Genomic DNA, 14228 nt, shown 5'->3' with positions numbered 1-14228 from the left:
GTATCGGCGAGCACAGTGCTTGAACTGAGCCAATGCTTGTTTCATCAGCACATCCGTGTAAATGTGGGAACCTGTAATTTCGGAGGTCATCCCATGAGCCGCCTAACCATCGACATGACAGACCAACAGCACCAAAGCCTGAAAGCGCTGGCTGCCTTGCAGGGCAAGACCATCAAACAATACGCGCTGGAAAGGCTGTTTCCAGGTGATCTTGACGCCAATCAGGCATGGAACGAGTTGCAAGCGCTGCTCGGTACCCGCATCCACGAGGGGCTTGCTGGCAATCTGTCTACCAAGAGCATCAGCGAAATTCTTGATGAAGAACTGGCCGAGGGCCAGGCTTGACCGGCTACGTTCTCACTGCGGCGGCAGAATCCGACCTGCGTGGCATCGTCCGCTACACGCGCAAGCAATGGGGCGATGCGCAGGCACGCCGCTACATCGCTACGCTGGAACAGGGTATAGCCAGCCTCGCCGATGGTCGGGGTGCGTTCAAAGACATGAGTGTGCTTTTTCCGGCTCTACGGATGGGGTGCTGCGAACATCACTACATATTCTGTCTGCTGCGTGAGGGCGCGCCTGCCTTGATCGTAGCTATTTTCCATGAGCGCATGAACCTGATGGCACGACTGGCCGACCGGCTCAAAGACTGACACCGTCACTCCCGCGAAGGCGGGAGTCCAGGTGCTGCGCAGCTTCTGGGTTCCCGCCTTCGCGGGAATGACGACTATTTCAGAATATCCCTAAGCGTCAGGATACGGCTACGTAGGTGTCGCGGGGCCGCCTGGGTCCGTGCGCACCGATGACACTCGCGCCGGCGTTTCGGTGCGCACGGCGCACCCTACGAAGGCCATCCGTGGTTCTTTCGTGGGCTGTTGTTTTAAAAGGCTTTCCATGTTTGTCAAGGCGTCAGTGGATTGACACGGAAAAAAATCGAAAAAAACGCTAAAGGATTGTCGGGCCACGACGATAAACCCAGTGAAAGCTCTCCAGGCCATCCCGGGCGGTTGCCAAGGCCGGGAGTCGCACAAGCCCACACCACGAGGTTCTCGTCATGGCTCTTACCGTCAACACCAACGTTGCATCGCTTAATACCCAGAAAAACCTGAACCGGGCCTCCGAGGCCCTGTCCACCACCATGCAGCGCCTGTCCAGCGGCCTGAAGATCAACAGCGCCAAGGACGATGCCGCCGGTCTGCAAATCTCCAACCGCCTGACCAGTCAGATCAACGGTCTGAATGTGGCAGTGAAGAACGCCAACGATGGTATCTCCATCGCCCAGACAGCTGAAGGCGCTATGCAGGAGTCCACCAACATCCTGCAGCGTATGCGTGAGCTGGCCCTGCAGTCGGCCAATGGCTCCAATAGCGCCGAAGACCGTGCCTCCCTGCAGTCTGAATATTCCCAGCTCACCACCGAGCTGACTCGTATCGCCAATACCACCACCTTCGGTGGTCGTAACCTGCTGGACGGTTCTTTCGGTACCACCAGCTTCCAGGTCGGCGCCAACGCCAATGAAACCATCAACCTGAGCCTGGGCAACGTCTCGGCCAACAAGATCGGCTCGTACCAGATGGAGGAGGACACCACCTCCAAGCGTGTAAGCGGTACCGCGATGGCGGCGATTCGCGACACTGATCCGCTGCTGGTTGCCCGCGATGCAGCAAAAGCTGCTAACGACGCGGCAACGAAAGATCTTGCTGATAAAACCGCAACCGTCGCTACTCTGGCCGCTGCTGGTGGGGTAGCTGGTGATACTGATTACGATGCCGCTGTGGCCGCGCGGGATGCCGCTGACGAATTTCTGAACGGTGATTCGTCTGCGACGCCCCCCACTACCGGTACAAAGGGCGCACTTGCAGACGCCGAGACCGCCCTTGCAGCTTCGACCTTCACCAGCTTCACAGCCGGCACCATCACCGTTCAGGGCGGTGGCGATACCAAGGCAATTACCCTTGCAGGCAACGAGTCGGCCAAGGAGATCGCGAAGAGCTTCAATGGCGCTATCAGCGGGCTCAGCGCCAGCGCTCGTACCGTGGTTGACCTGAGTATCAACGAAACCGCTCTGGCCGGTGGTTCGGCGAACCTGTCGGTCAGTGTGGGCGAAAAATCGGTCAACCTGGTGGGGGTTACCTCCACTGCCGATCTGGCCGATCAGCTGAGCTCCAACGCCTCGGCACTCGGTATCGCCGTAAGCTACGACGAGACCAATGACAAGCTTACCGTTACCTCGGAAAGTGGCGAGAACATCACCTTCGGCGCCCAATCGAACCTCAATGCCGACGGCACCGCGCATGCCGGCAGCGTCGTCAAGGCGAGCGTGATGGATTCGAACGGTGAATACACTACAGCCGCGGACCTGAACGCCTCCGGCAGCACCGTTGCCGGCTATGTTGAGCTGAATTCCGCCAAGTCCTACGCGCTGACCAGCAGTGGCGGTGCCGACATCTCCGAAGTGTTTGCCAACTCCAAGGCAAAGATGACCACCATCGCGGATACCGACATCACCACCGCTGCCGGTTCGCAAAGTGCCATCTCGGTCATCGACAAGGCGATCTCCAACATCGACAGCCAGCGCGCCGACCTGGGTGCCGTGCAGAACCGCTTCGACAGCACCGTTTCCAACCTGCAGAGCATCGTGGAGAACTCCACTTCCGCCCGCAGCCGGATCCAGGATGCCGACTTCGCCGCGGAAACCGCCGAGCTGACCAAGCAGCAGACCCTGCAACAGGCGTCCACCGCGATCCTGGCGCAGGCCAACCAGTTGCCGTCCGCGGTGCTGAGCCTGCTGCAATAAGCCAATCTCTGAGGCGGTGGAGGGGGGAGTGCGCAAGCCTTCCCCCTTTGCCCATTGCGAGGTGCTCTCATGACCATTACAAGCGTTACGCCAATTGGCAGCCTGACGCCATCGGCGCGCCAGGTAGCCGGGGCGGCCGTCGAGCGGCCACGGCAGTCGGGCGAGAATCCCCAGGCGGCCGAGGCCGTGGCGAACGTACCGCGCGAGCAACAGGAGTCGGCGGTGGCGAGCATGCAGAGCGCCATGCAGTCGATTCGCCGCGACATCAATTTCCAGGTCGACGACAGCACCGGCCGGGTGGTGGTGCAGGTCGTCGATGGCGGTTCCGGCGAAGTGGTTCGGCAGATTCCCTCCGAGGTGGCCTTGAGTCTGGCGGCGCGCCTGGAGGACATGCGCAGCCTGCTGTTTCGCGAAGAGGCGTGATTTTCACAGGCGTGAGCCTGCGGTGAACGGGTTCGCGAATAAATTCGCTGCTACACAGGTTGAGTGACTGGCTCGTTAATTGCTGGGCAGTGGCAGGGCGTCAATAATTCGTTGCGAGGAGGTCGACATGTCAGGCACCACTATTTCCGGTCTGGGTACAGGGCTGGATATCCACGGCATGGTGACCGCCATCGCCGATGCGGAAAAGGCGCCCAAGCAGGCGCAGATCGACCGGCTGACGACCAAGACGGAAACCAGCCTCTCGGCCGTGGGTACGCTGACCAGCGCGGTCGAGACGTTCGAAGCCTCGCTGACCGCCCTGGAGAGTTCCTCCAGCAGCTTCGAAGGGCTCGGCGTGCAGTCCTCCGCCGATGGCGTGGCCAGCGCCACTGCTGGCGCGGGCGCGGTTCCCGGCAGTTACAAGGTGGAGGTGATCAGCCTGGCCAGTTCGTCGAAAGTGGCCAGTGCCAGCCTGGAGGGCGGTGCTTCCACGACCTTCGATTCCGGCGGCACGCTGACCATCGACGTCGGCGACAACGCCTCCTATGAGGTTCAGGTCGCGCCGGGGGCTTCGCTGACGGAAATCCGCGATGCGATCAACTCCCAGCTTTCCGCCACTGCGGGCATCAGCGCCAACATCATCACCGATGCCAGTGGCGCGCGCCTGGTACTGTCCTCGGAGGTCACCGGGGAGGGCACCGACCTGTATGTGAAGGGCACGGGGGATCTGGCGGCGCTGAACATCAACGTCGATGAGGACGGCAATCACGACCTTACCCAGCAGTCGGGCACCGGGGCTGGCTCCATCACCCTGGCCAGCAATGCTTCCTACAAGATCGACGGCCTGGAGCTGAGCAGCTCCACCAACACCGTCACGGCGCTGAGCGGCCTGAGCATCAAGCTGACGGCCGAGGGCACCACCACCCTGACCGTGGCGCCCAATACCGAGGGCTTGAAAACCTCCATCGAGGCTTTCGTCAGTGCCTACAACAACCTGATCACCGTCACCAATGCCTTGACCCGGGTAACCACCAGCGAAGACGAGACGAGTACCGATGCCGGCGCGCTGGTGGGCGACGCCCTGGTTCGCTCGCTGCTCGGTTCGATACGCAACGAACTGGTACAGCCCTCGACCGGCAGCGGTGAGCTGAGCGTTCTGGCGCAACTGGGCGTGACCACCAACAAGGACGGTACGCTGTCGATCGACGATGCCAAGCTGAGCAGCGCGCTGGAGACCCACTACGATGAGGTTCAGGCGTTCTTCGTCGGCGACGACGGGTTGATTCCGCGCCTGAAATCGGTCACCGAGCCTTACACGGCACCCGGAGGGCTGCTGGCCGGTCGCACCGAGTCGCTGCAAAAGACCATGACGCAATTGAGCGAGCAGCAGCAGGCGCTGGATCGGCGCATCGATTCGCTGACCACCTCGCTGTACACCAAGTACAACAACATGGATATCCTGGTGGCGCAGTTGAATGCAAGCAGCGCGAGCCTTCTGAGCACGCTCGAGGCGCTGAACAATTCCAACAAAAAATGAGTGTCAGGGAGAGCCGCCGCTGTGCGGCTTCCAGCCTAAAGATTCCCGATTGCCGGCCGATAGCCTGTCAAGTCCACGCAGTGACTTGGTTATCGAGGAGCAGTCGTCATGTATGCAGCGTCCGCGCTCAGGCAGTATCAGCAGGTCAGTACCCAGTCCCAGCTTGCCGAGGCCAGCCCCCATCGCTTGATCCAGATGTTGTTCGAAGGCGCCCTGGATCGCCTGGCGCAGGCCCAGGGCGCGCTTGCCCGTGGCCAGGTCGCCGAGAAGGGGCTGCTGATCGGCAAGGTGATCGGGATCGTCGGTGGCCTGCGCGAGGGGTTGGACAAGGGCCAGGGGGGCGAGTTGGCGCAGCACCTCGATGGGCTCTATGAATACATGATTCGGCAGTTGGCCCAGGCCAACCTGAAAAACGATGAGGCGATCCTGCGTCAGGTGGCGCAATTGCTGCGTGAATTGAAAGAAGGCTGGGATGGCATTGCTTGAGGGCCGTGCCGGACAATCCGGGAGAAAATCATGAGTTCGTCTGTCCAGCGTCTGGAAGAAACCGGCTGCGCACTGCGCGATGCCCTGCTCAGGCAGGACTGGGTGGCCATCGGCAAGTTGGATCTGCAATGCCGCCAGGCGGTCGATGCGGCCATGCACGAGGGGGGCGATGAGGCGCGCCTGCGCGACAGCATGCAGGAGCTGCTGCTGCTCTACCGCGAGCTGGTTACGCTGTGCACGGCCGAGCGCAAACGCCTTGGCGATGAGCTGGTGCAGATCAACCAGGCTCGCCAGGGGGCCAAGGTCTATCAGTTGTTCGGCTGATTGTCATGGCTAGCGCAGGTTTCTGCCCCCTCTCCCGCTTGCGGGAGAGGGCTGGGGAGAGGGGAGAAAAAGCTGCCCTGCTGCATCGGTAGGGCGGGTGCAACCGCAGCGAGTACGGGAACGCCACAGGAAATCACGCCATAAATTTGACTGAGTCCAATTTTTTGACTTTACTAGTGGCAAGTTGCCGGTGTGCGCCGAAGAACTGGCGTGCAATTTCCCTAACTCCTCGGGTCAGACAAGCACAAGATGTGGCGTGAAACCAAAATCCTGTTGATCGATGACAATGCTGCGCGCCGCCACGAACTGGCGATCATTCTGAGCTTTCTCGGGGAGGAGCATCTGGCCTGTACAAGCCAGGACTGGCGCAGTGCCGTGGCTGGGCTTGAGTCCAGTCGCGAGGTGCTGAGTGTCTTGCTGGGCGATGTCGAGGCCAAGGGCGGCGCGCTTGAACTGACCAAGCAGCTTGCCGGGTGGGATGAGTTTCTGCCCTTGCTGACGGTGGGTGATGTCAGTATTGCCGAGTGGCCGGAAGACTTGCGTCGGCGCGTGCTGGCCAGTCTGGAGACGCCGCTCAGTTATAACAAGTTGCTCGACTCGCTGCATCGCGCCCAGGTCTACCGTGAAATGTACGACCAGGCCCGTGATCGTGGTCGGCAGCGTGAGCCCAATCTGTTCCGTAGCCTGGTGGGTACCAGTCGCGCCATTCAGCAGGTGCGACAGATGATGCAGCAGGTGGCCGATACCGAGGCCAGCGTGCTGATCCTCGGTGAGTCCGGAACTGGCAAGGAAGTTGTAGCGCGCAATCTGCATTATCACTCCAAGCGTCGCGAGGCACCCTTCGTGCCGGTCAACTGCGGCGCCATTCCGGCCGAGTTGCTGGAGAGCGAGCTGTTCGGTCATGAGAAGGGCGCCTTCACCGGCGCCATCACCAGCCGGGCAGGGCGCTTCGAACTGGCCAACGGCGGCACGCTGTTTCTCGATGAGATCGGTGACATGCCGCTGCCGATGCAGGTCAAGCTGCTGCGTGTGTTGCAGGAGCGCACTTTCGAGCGAGTCGGCAGTAACAAGACGCAGACCGCCGACGTGCGCATCATCGCGGCCACGCACAAGAACCTGGAGAAGATGATCGAGGACGGCAGCTTCCGCGAGGATCTGTACTACCGCCTCAACGTCTTCCCCATCGAGATGGCGCCGCTGCGCGAGCGCATCGAAGACATCCCGCTGCTGATGAACGAGCTGATTTCGCGCATGGAGCACGAGAAGCGCGGTTCCATTCGCTTCAACTCGGCCGCCATCATGTCGCTGTGCCGTCATGACTGGGCGGGTAACGTGCGCGAGCTGGCCAACCTGGTGGAGCGCATGGCGATCATGCATCCCTACGGTGTGATCGGGGTGGGCGAATTGCCGAAGAAGTTCCGTCATGTCGATGACGAGGATGAGCAGCTTGCAGCCAGCCTGCGTGATGAAATGGAAGAGCGCGCTGCGATCATGGCCGGTTTACCGGGCCTCGATACACCAGCCATGCTGCCGCCGGAAGGCCTGGATCTGAAGGACTACCTGGGCAATCTGGAGCAGGGGCTGATCCAGCAGGCGCTGGATGATGCCGGCGGCGTGGTGGCGCGGGCTGCTGAGCGCCTGCGTATTCGCCGTACCACGCTGGTCGAGAAAATGCGCAAGTACGGCATGAGCCGCCGCGAAGAGGATGGTCAGGACGAGGATTGATTCCTCAGCCTCAAGCTAAGGAAACTCTGGAAAACTCGTCATTCCCGCGCAGGCGGGAATCCAGAACCTGCGAAACTCCTGGGCTCCCGCCTTCGCGGGAGTGACGGTAAGTAACTTTTTCAGAACATCCGTAACGCCGCAAAGAAAGCCGGAGCTTTGACGCAAGCTCCGGCTTCGTTTTTACAAGTGATTGAAAAATAAGAATAAAAAAGTAGGCACGGGGATTGCTAAAGCTCTTGTATCCGACCGTCTTCTGACGGTACGTCGTACGAGAGAAGCAGATGGAAGCCAACCTTCGTCCTACCGAGTCAGCCGAGCCGAGTGTTCCCGCGCCGCTCGAACAAGCCAGCCGTGCCGGACTGGAGCAGGCGTTCGCCCTGTTCAACCAGATGTCCAGCCAGCTCAGCGAGTCCTACAGCCTGCTTGAGGCGCGGGTCAATGAGCTGAAGGGGCAACTGGCGCTGGTCAGTGCACAGCGCATGCAGGAACTGGCGGAGAAGGAGCGCCTGGCCCATCGTCTGCAAAGCCTGCTGGATCTGTTGCCTGGCGGTGTGATCGTCATCGACGGTCAGGGCGTCGTGCGCGAGGCCAACCCCGTGGCGCGTGCGCTGCTTGGCCAGCCCCTGGTGGGCATGCTCTGGCGTCAGGTGATCGCACGCAACTTCGCCCCGCGCGAAGACGATGGTCACGAAATCTCCATGCGCGACGGCCGCCGTCTGTCCATCGCCACCCGTTCGCTGCACGGGGAGCCTGGGCAACTCGTGCTTTTGACTGACCTGACGGAAACCCGTCGCCTGCAGGATCAGCTCTCTCGCCATGAGCGCCTATCGGCGCTGGGGCGCATGGTCGCTTCCCTGGCCCATCAGATCCGTACACCGCTTTCCGCTGCGTTGCTCTATGCAAGCCACCTCAATGAACAGGTACTGCCGGCCGAACAGCAGCAGCGCTTCGCCGGGCGCTTGAAGGAGCGGCTGCACGAGTTGGAAAACCAGGTGCGCGACATGCTGATCTTCGCCCGGGGCGAGCTGCCATTGCCGGATCGTCTGGCGCCGTCGGCCCTGTTCGATGCGCTGCGTGCGGCTGCCGACGCGCATGTGGGCGATATGGCTGTGCGCTGGCAGTGCGATGTGCGCGACGGCGAGCTGCTGTGCAACCGCGACACGCTGGTCGGCACCGTCCTCAATCTGATCGACAACGCCATTCAGGCTGCCGGGCGCGATGCGCGTCTGAAGATTCATCTGTATCGCCGCGGTGGCCAGTTACGGCTATGCGTCAGCGATAACGGACCGGGTATGAGCCAGGAAACTCTGGCGCGCCTGGGCGAGCCCTTCTTCACCACCAAGACCACCGGCACCGGCCTGGGCCTGGCGGTGGTCAAGGCGGTGGCGCGCGCCCACCAGGGCCAACTGCTGCTGCAATCGCGCGCGGGTCGTGGCACCTGCGCCATCGTTTCTCTGCCGCTGCAAGGTGCAGCGCCTCATTCGAATCAGGAGTAACCCATGGCTGGCAAAGTCCTGCTGGTTGAAGACGACCGCGCGCTGCGCGAAGCCCTGGCCGATACCCTGTGCCTGGGCGGGCATGCTTATCGCGCGGTGGATTGCGCCGAGGCGGCGTTGCTCGCGCTGAGCGAGGAGCCGTTCGGGCTGGTGGTCAGCGACGTCAATATGCCGGGCATGGATGGCCACCAGTTGCTGGCGCAGATCCGCAGCCGCTACCCGCAACTGCCGGTGTTGCTGATGACCGCCTTCGGCGCGGTGGAGCGGGCGGTGGATGCGATTCGCCAGGGCGCCGCCGATTACCTGGTCAAGCCGTTCGAGCCGCGCACGCTGCTGGCGCTGGTGGCCAGGCATGCGCTGGGAAAATTGACGGCGGCAGATCGCGACGGCCCGGTGGCGCTGGAGCCGGCCAGCGTGCAATTGCTGGAGCTGGCGGCCCGCGTGGCGCAGAGCGACTCGACGGTGATGATCACCGGCGAATCCGGCACCGGCAAGGAGGTGCTGGCACGCTACATCCATCAGCAGTCGCCGCGCGCCTCCGGGCCTTTCATCGCCATCAACTGTGCGGCGATTCCCGACAACATGCTCGAGGCCACCTTGTTCGGGCATGAGAAGGGCGCATTCACCGGTGCGGTCACCGCTCAGCCGGGCAAGTTCGAGCTGGCCGACGGTGGCACCATCCTGCTCGACGAGATTTCCGAAATGCCGCTGGGGCTGCAGGCCAAGTTGTTGCGTGTGTTGCAGGAGCGTGAGGTAGAGCGGGTCGGGGCGCGCAAGCCAATCAACCTGGATATTCGCGTGCTGGCCACCAGTAACCGTGATCTGGCCGGCGAAGTGGCGGCCGGGCGTTTCCGTGAGGATCTGTACTATCGCCTGTCGGTGTTCCCGTTGGCCTGGCGGCCACTGCGTGAGCGGCCTGCCGACATTCTGCCGCTGGCCGAGCGGCTGCTGGCCAAGCACGTCAAAAAAATGAATCAGGCGCCGGTGCGCTTGTCAGAATCGGCCGCGCAGTGCCTGGTGCAGCATCAGTGGCCGGGCAACGTGCGTGAGCTGGACAACGCCATTCAGCGCGCATTGATCCTGCAGCAGGGCGGGGTGATTCAGGCGCAGGATCTGTGCCTGCACGCACCCATAGGTCAGACGGTGCAGAGCGCCGTGCCGCACCTGGCTGTGGTGCCGAGTATGGCCCCGCCGATGACGCAACCGGTCGAGCCGCCGAGTGCGGTCGATGCCGGCGCGCTGGGCGAGGACCTTCGCCGTCGCGAGTTTCAGGTGATCATCGACACCCTGCGTGCCGAGCGCGGTCGCCGCAAGGAAGCCGCCGAGCGCCTGGGTATCAGCCCGCGCACCCTGCGCTACAAGCTGGCGCAGATGCGCGATGCCGGTATGAATGTCGAGGCTTACCTGTACGCCAGCTAATGTTGCTGTGCTGAAGGGGATGCGACGGAGGGGGACGCTGCCTGGGTTCCCGCCTTCGCGGGAATGACCTCGAATGATCCATCGCCGTCATCCCCGCGAAGGCGCAGCTACCGTCATCCCCGCGAAGGCGGGGATCCAGCCGCGGTGCTAAGGTTGTCCTGGCTTGTAGGAGCGATTTTTTCGTTCGGGCTCAAATCAATCGCTGAATAGGCCTTCATACCTATGGAGGGCCCAATCTGCAAAGGACTGCAGCATGAAACAACCCGCCGTTTACATTATGGCCAGTCAGCGTAATGGCACGCTCTATACCGGAGTTACAGCGGATCTGCTGCGGCGTGTCTGGCAGCATAGAGAGGGAGTCGTTGAGGGCTTTACACTCCGCTATGGAGTGAAGTTGCTGGTGTGGTACGAGCAGCATGAAAGTATGAGTGGCGCGATAGCCAGGGAGAAGGCGATCAAGAAATGGAATCGTGCCTGGAAGCTGCGCCTGATCGAAGAGCGAAATCCGCAAGGGCGCGATCTTTGGTCAGAGATTGTTGGTGAGTCGTCTGGTGCTGCTGGGGCCCCGCCTTCGCGGGGATGACGGTGGCTACCCCATCTATCTGCGTGTTTCCGATCTGATTCCCATAAGCCGCTTTGTTGGCACCCTTGTTGCAAATACCCCTGCATAGCGCCGCTAGTGTCAAAAAGCGGGCAGTGGAGGAAGTCATGAGCCAGGGTGTCGAATTCAATCGCTTGATGCTGGAAATGCGTTCCATGCAGGCTGAGGCCATGGCGCGTCAGAAGCCTGCTGCGAGCGAGCCAGTGCAAGGGGCGCCGAGTTTCTCGGAAATGCTCGGCCAGGCGGTGAATAAGGTCAACGAGACCCAACAGGCTTCCAATAAACTGGCGACCGCATTCGAGATGGGGCAGAGCGGGGTCGATCTGACCGATGTGATGATCGCCTCGCAGAAAGCCAGCGTATCCTTCCAGGCCATGACCCAGGTGCGTAACAAGCTGGTCCAGGCGTATCAAGACATCATGCAGATGCCGGTCTGAGGGTTGATTCATGGCTGAAGCAGCAGTAGCAAACGTACCGGCCAAGGCCGAGCCAGGTGAGCCGAAGAAGCCCCTGCTGGGCCTTAGCTTCCTGGAAAATCTCGCCGAAATGTCGGTGCTGCGTCAGCTCGGCCTGCTGGTCGGCCTGGCTGCCAGCGTGGCCATCGGTTTTGCCGTTGTGCTGTGGTCGCAGCAGCCGGATTACCGTCCGCTCTATGGCAGCCTCAACGGTATGGATGCTACCCAGGTGGTCGAAACCCTGACCGCTTCCGGTATCGACTACACCATCGAACCCAACTCCGGCGCCCTGTTGGTCAAGGCTGACGATCTGGCGCGTGCGCGTATGCGCCTGGCAGCTGCCGGCGTGGCGCCGACCGATAACAGTGTCGGTTTCGAGATTCTCGACCGTGAGCAGGGGCTGGGTACCAGCCAGTTCATGGAGGCGACCCGCTATCGCCGCGGTCTCGAGGGCGAGCTGGCACGTACGGTGGCCAGCCTCAACAACGTCAAGGCGGCGCGTGTACACCTGGCCATGCCCAAGGCGTCGGTGTTCGTGCGTGACGAACGCAAGCCGTCTGCCTCGGTGCTGGTCGAACTCTACCCGGGGCGCGCATTGGAGCCCAGCCAGGTCATGGCCATCGTCAACCTGGTGGCGACCAGCGTGCCTGAGTTGGACAAGGGCCAGGTCACGGTGGTCGACCAGAAGGGCAACCTGCTCTCCGACCAGCAGGAACTGTCCGAGCTGAGCATGGCCGGCAAGCAGTTCGACTACACCCGCCGTATGGAAACGCTGTTCACCCAGCGTGTGCACAACATTCTGCAGCCGGTGCTGGGCACCGGTCGCTACAAGGCGGAAGTGTCGGCTGATGTGGATTTCAGTTCGGTTGAATCCACTTCCGAAATGTTCAATCCGGATCAACCCGCGCTGCGCAGTGAGCAACAGGTCAACGAACAGCGTCAGAGCAGTCTGCCGCCGCAAGGCGTGCCGGGCGCGCTGTCCAATCAACCGCCGGGCCCGGCTGCCGCTCCGCAGCAGGCTGCAGGCGCTGCCGCTCCCGCCGGTCCGATAGCGGCTGGTCAGCCGCTGGTCGATGCCAACGGTCAGCAGATCATGGATCCGGTAACCGGCCAGCCGATGCTGGCGCCGTACCCGGCAGACAAGCGTGAGCAGTCGACCCGCAACTTCGAGCTGGACCGGTCCATCAGCTACACCCGTCAGCAGCAGGGACGCCTGCGTCGCCTGTCGGTAGCGGTGGTGGTGGATGACCAGTTACGTGTCGATCCGGCCACCGGCGAAAGCAGCCGGGTGCCTTGGACCGCCGATGACCTGGCGCGCTTCACTCGTCTGGTGCAGGACTCGGTGGGCTTCGATGCCAGTCGCGGCGACAGCGTCAGCGTGATCAACACGGCGTTCACCGCGTCGATGGGCGAAGAAATTCCGGATATTCCGTTCTACACCCAGCCCTGGTTCTGGGACATCGTCAAGCAGGTGCTCGGCGTGCTGTTCATCCTGGTGTTGGTGTTCGGCGTGTTGCGTCCGGTGCTCAACAACATCACCGGCGGTGGCAGGGGCAAGGAGCTGGCAGGCTCCGGTGATGTGGAGCTTGGCTCGATGGCAGGTCTGGATGGCGAGCTGTCCGATGACCGTGTCAGCCTTGGCGGCCCGCAGAGCATCATGTTGCCTAGGTCTAGTGAGGGGTATGATGCGCAACTGAACGCTATCAAGAGCCTAGTGGCGGAAGACCCTGGCCGCGTCGCCCAGGTCGTGAAAGAGTGGATCAACGCCGATGAGTGACAATCGCACTGCTACCAAGCTGAACAAGGTCGACAAGGCCGCGATTCTGCTGCTTTCGCTGGGCGAAACCGATGCCGCGCAGGTGTTGCGTCACCTCGGGCCGAAGGAAGTGCAGCGCGTCGGCGTGGCCATGGCCGGCATGCGCAATATCCATCGCGAGCAGGTCGAGCAGGTGATGGCCGAGTTCGTCGAGATCGTCGGCGACCAGACCAGCCTCGGTGTGGGTTCCGATGCCTACATCCGCAAGATGCTCACCTCTGCGTTGGGCGAGGACAAGGCGGGCAACCTCATTGACCGTATTCTCCTCGGTGGCAGCACCAGTGGCCTGGACAGCCTCAAGTGGATGGAGCCGCGTGCCGTTGCCGATGTGATTCGCTACGAGCACCCGCAGATTCAGGCCATCGTCGTCGCCTACCTCGACCCGGACCAGGCGGCCGAGGTGCTCAGTCACTTCGATCACAAGGTGCGCCTGGACATCATCCTGCGGGTGTCGTCGCTGAACACCGTGCAGCCGGCCGCGCTGAAGGAGCTCAACCAGATTCTCGAGAAACAGTTCTCCGGCAGCGCCAATGCCACGCGCGCCTCCATGGGCGGCGTCAAGCGTGCGGCGGACATCATGAACTTCCTCGACAGCTCGGTGGAAGGCCAGTTGATGGACTCCATTCGCGAACTGGACGAAGACCTGTCGATGCAGATCGAAGACCTGATGTTCGTCTTCGACAACCTGGCCGATGTCGACGACCGTGGCATCCAGGCGCTGATGCGCGAGGTCTCCTCCGAAGTGCTGGTGCTGGCACTCAAAGGGGCCGACGACGCGATCAAGGAGAAGGTGTTCAAGAACATGTCCAAGCGCGCTGCCGAGCTGCTGCGCGACGACCTGGAGGCCAAGGGGCCGGTACGCGTCAGCGATGTCGAAGCGGCGCAGAAGGAAATTCTTACCATTGCCCGCCGTATGGCCGAGGCCGGCGAGATCGTGCTTGGCGGCAAGGGCGGCGAGGAGATGGTTTGACAGGGTCTATTCCCGTTTCGCCACGGCCGCGCCGGAGCCAGTTTTTGCGCGGGGCAAGGCATGAGGAGAGAAGTTTGGTCATTCCAAATGAGCGACGAATAACGCCGCAGCGCGCAAAAACTGGCCCGGCCCTCCGGGTTGCGCGGCAAATGGCGCCATGCTGTGTTGCGGGACTTGGC

At 62.0% G+C, this 14228-nt stretch carries 14 protein-coding genes; all 14 read left to right on the top strand.

Going from position 1 to position 14228, the window contains the following annotated elements; all coding sequences use genetic code 11:
• The first annotated feature begins 93 nt into the window (after positions 1-93).
• Positions 94-345, top strand: coding sequence for a type II TA system antitoxin, ParD family (locus tag N5J71_RS02790; protein ID WP_003460711.1), 252 nt, complete (start codon positions 94-96; stop codon positions 343-345).
• Positions 342-653, top strand: a complete 312-nt coding sequence (locus N5J71_RS02785) for a type II toxin-antitoxin system RelE/ParE family toxin (RefSeq protein ID WP_104728600.1) — start codon at positions 342-344, stop codon at positions 651-653. The genes N5J71_RS02790 and N5J71_RS02785 overlap by 4 nt, the downstream gene beginning before the upstream one ends.
• A 401-nt stretch (positions 654-1054) precedes the next feature.
• Positions 1055-2797 carry a flagellin N-terminal helical domain-containing protein gene (locus N5J71_RS02780; protein WP_279916251.1) on the top strand — a complete coding sequence of 581 codons (1743 nt, stop codon included), beginning with the start codon at positions 1055-1057 and terminating at the stop codon, positions 2795-2797.
• Positions 2798-2866: 69 nt separating this feature from the next.
• Positions 2867-3220: a flagellar protein FlaG gene (locus N5J71_RS02775; RefSeq protein ID WP_053527661.1), complete on the top strand. Its 354-nt coding sequence runs from the start codon at positions 2867-2869 to the stop codon at positions 3218-3220.
• Positions 3221-3347: 127 nt separating this feature from the next.
• Complete coding sequence (gene fliD / locus N5J71_RS02770) at positions 3348-4757, top strand: flagellar filament capping protein FliD (RefSeq protein WP_279916250.1); 1410 nt, start codon at positions 3348-3350, stop codon at positions 4755-4757.
• A gap of 108 nt (positions 4758-4865) precedes the next feature.
• A complete protein-coding gene (fliS, locus tag N5J71_RS02765) occupies positions 4866-5243 on the top strand; it encodes a flagellar export chaperone FliS (protein WP_003460718.1) in 378 nt (125 codons plus the stop codon).
• 30 nt (positions 5244-5273) lie between these two features.
• Positions 5274-5567, top strand: coding sequence for a flagellar protein FliT (gene fliT / locus N5J71_RS02760; RefSeq protein WP_003460719.1), 294 nt, complete (start codon positions 5274-5276; stop codon positions 5565-5567).
• A gap of 249 nt (positions 5568-5816) precedes the next feature.
• Positions 5817-7292: a sigma-54 dependent transcriptional regulator gene (locus N5J71_RS02755; RefSeq protein ID WP_279916249.1), complete on the top strand. Its 1476-nt coding sequence runs from the start codon at positions 5817-5819 to the stop codon at positions 7290-7292.
• Between the two features lie 281 nt (positions 7293-7573).
• Positions 7574-8788 (top strand): sensor histidine kinase, encoded by a 1215-nt coding sequence (locus N5J71_RS02750; protein ID WP_279916248.1) that lies wholly within the window; start codon positions 7574-7576, stop codon positions 8786-8788.
• Between the two features lie 3 nt (positions 8789-8791).
• The gene (gene fleR, locus N5J71_RS02745; RefSeq protein WP_279916247.1) at positions 8792-10207 is read left to right on the top strand and encodes a sigma-54-dependent response regulator transcription factor FleR; all 1416 of its coding nucleotides are present in this window, start codon (positions 8792-8794) and stop codon (positions 10205-10207) included.
• A 253-nt stretch (positions 10208-10460) separates the two neighbouring features.
• Positions 10461-10790 (top strand): GIY-YIG nuclease family protein, encoded by a 330-nt coding sequence (locus tag N5J71_RS02740; protein WP_055986427.1) that lies wholly within the window; start codon positions 10461-10463, stop codon positions 10788-10790.
• A 125-nt stretch (positions 10791-10915) separates the two neighbouring features.
• The gene (gene fliE, locus N5J71_RS02735; protein ID WP_013714978.1) at positions 10916-11245 is read left to right on the top strand and encodes a flagellar hook-basal body complex protein FliE; all 330 of its coding nucleotides are present in this window, start codon (positions 10916-10918) and stop codon (positions 11243-11245) included.
• Between the two features lie 10 nt (positions 11246-11255).
• Positions 11256-13040 carry a flagellar basal-body MS-ring/collar protein FliF gene (gene fliF, locus N5J71_RS02730; RefSeq protein ID WP_279916246.1) on the top strand — a complete coding sequence of 595 codons (1785 nt, stop codon included), beginning with the start codon at positions 11256-11258 and terminating at the stop codon, positions 13038-13040.
• The gene (gene fliG, locus N5J71_RS02725; protein WP_279916245.1) at positions 13033-14049 is read left to right on the top strand and encodes a flagellar motor switch protein FliG; all 1017 of its coding nucleotides are present in this window, start codon (positions 13033-13035) and stop codon (positions 14047-14049) included. Before fliF ends, fliG begins: the two co-directional genes overlap by 8 nt.
• Positions 14050-14228: the final 179 nt, after the last annotated feature.

Source organism: Ectopseudomonas oleovorans (genome assembly GCF_029845265.1).
Taxonomy (GTDB): Bacteria; Pseudomonadota; Gammaproteobacteria; order Pseudomonadales; family Pseudomonadaceae; genus Aquipseudomonas; species Aquipseudomonas oleovorans.
The sequence above is the reverse complement of the archived record's forward strand: the minus strand, read 5'-3'. Positions and strand labels throughout refer to the sequence as shown.

Coding starts and splice junctions, on each gene's coding strand:
- N5J71_RS02790 (WP_003460711.1), top strand. CDS start 94: ATGAGCCGCCTAACCATCGACATGACAGACCAACAGCACCAAAGCCTG.
- N5J71_RS02780 (WP_279916251.1), top strand. CDS start 1,055: ATGGCTCTTACCGTCAACACCAACGTTGCATCGCTTAATACCCAGAAA.
- N5J71_RS02775 (WP_053527661.1), top strand. CDS start 2,867: ATGACCATTACAAGCGTTACGCCAATTGGCAGCCTGACGCCATCGGCG.
- fliD (WP_279916250.1), top strand. CDS start 3,348: ATGTCAGGCACCACTATTTCCGGTCTGGGTACAGGGCTGGATATCCAC.
- fliS (WP_003460718.1), top strand. CDS start 4,866: ATGTATGCAGCGTCCGCGCTCAGGCAGTATCAGCAGGTCAGTACCCAG.
- fliT (WP_003460719.1), top strand. CDS start 5,274: ATGAGTTCGTCTGTCCAGCGTCTGGAAGAAACCGGCTGCGCACTGCGC.
- N5J71_RS02755 (WP_279916249.1), top strand. CDS start 5,817: ATGTGGCGTGAAACCAAAATCCTGTTGATCGATGACAATGCTGCGCGC.
- N5J71_RS02750 (WP_279916248.1), top strand. CDS start 7,574: ATGGAAGCCAACCTTCGTCCTACCGAGTCAGCCGAGCCGAGTGTTCCC.
- fleR (WP_279916247.1), top strand. CDS start 8,792: ATGGCTGGCAAAGTCCTGCTGGTTGAAGACGACCGCGCGCTGCGCGAA.
- N5J71_RS02740 (WP_055986427.1), top strand. CDS start 10,461: ATGAAACAACCCGCCGTTTACATTATGGCCAGTCAGCGTAATGGCACG.
- fliE (WP_013714978.1), top strand. CDS start 10,916: ATGAGCCAGGGTGTCGAATTCAATCGCTTGATGCTGGAAATGCGTTCC.
- fliF (WP_279916246.1), top strand. CDS start 11,256: ATGGCTGAAGCAGCAGTAGCAAACGTACCGGCCAAGGCCGAGCCAGGT.
- fliG (WP_279916245.1), top strand. CDS start 13,033: ATGAGTGACAATCGCACTGCTACCAAGCTGAACAAGGTCGACAAGGCC.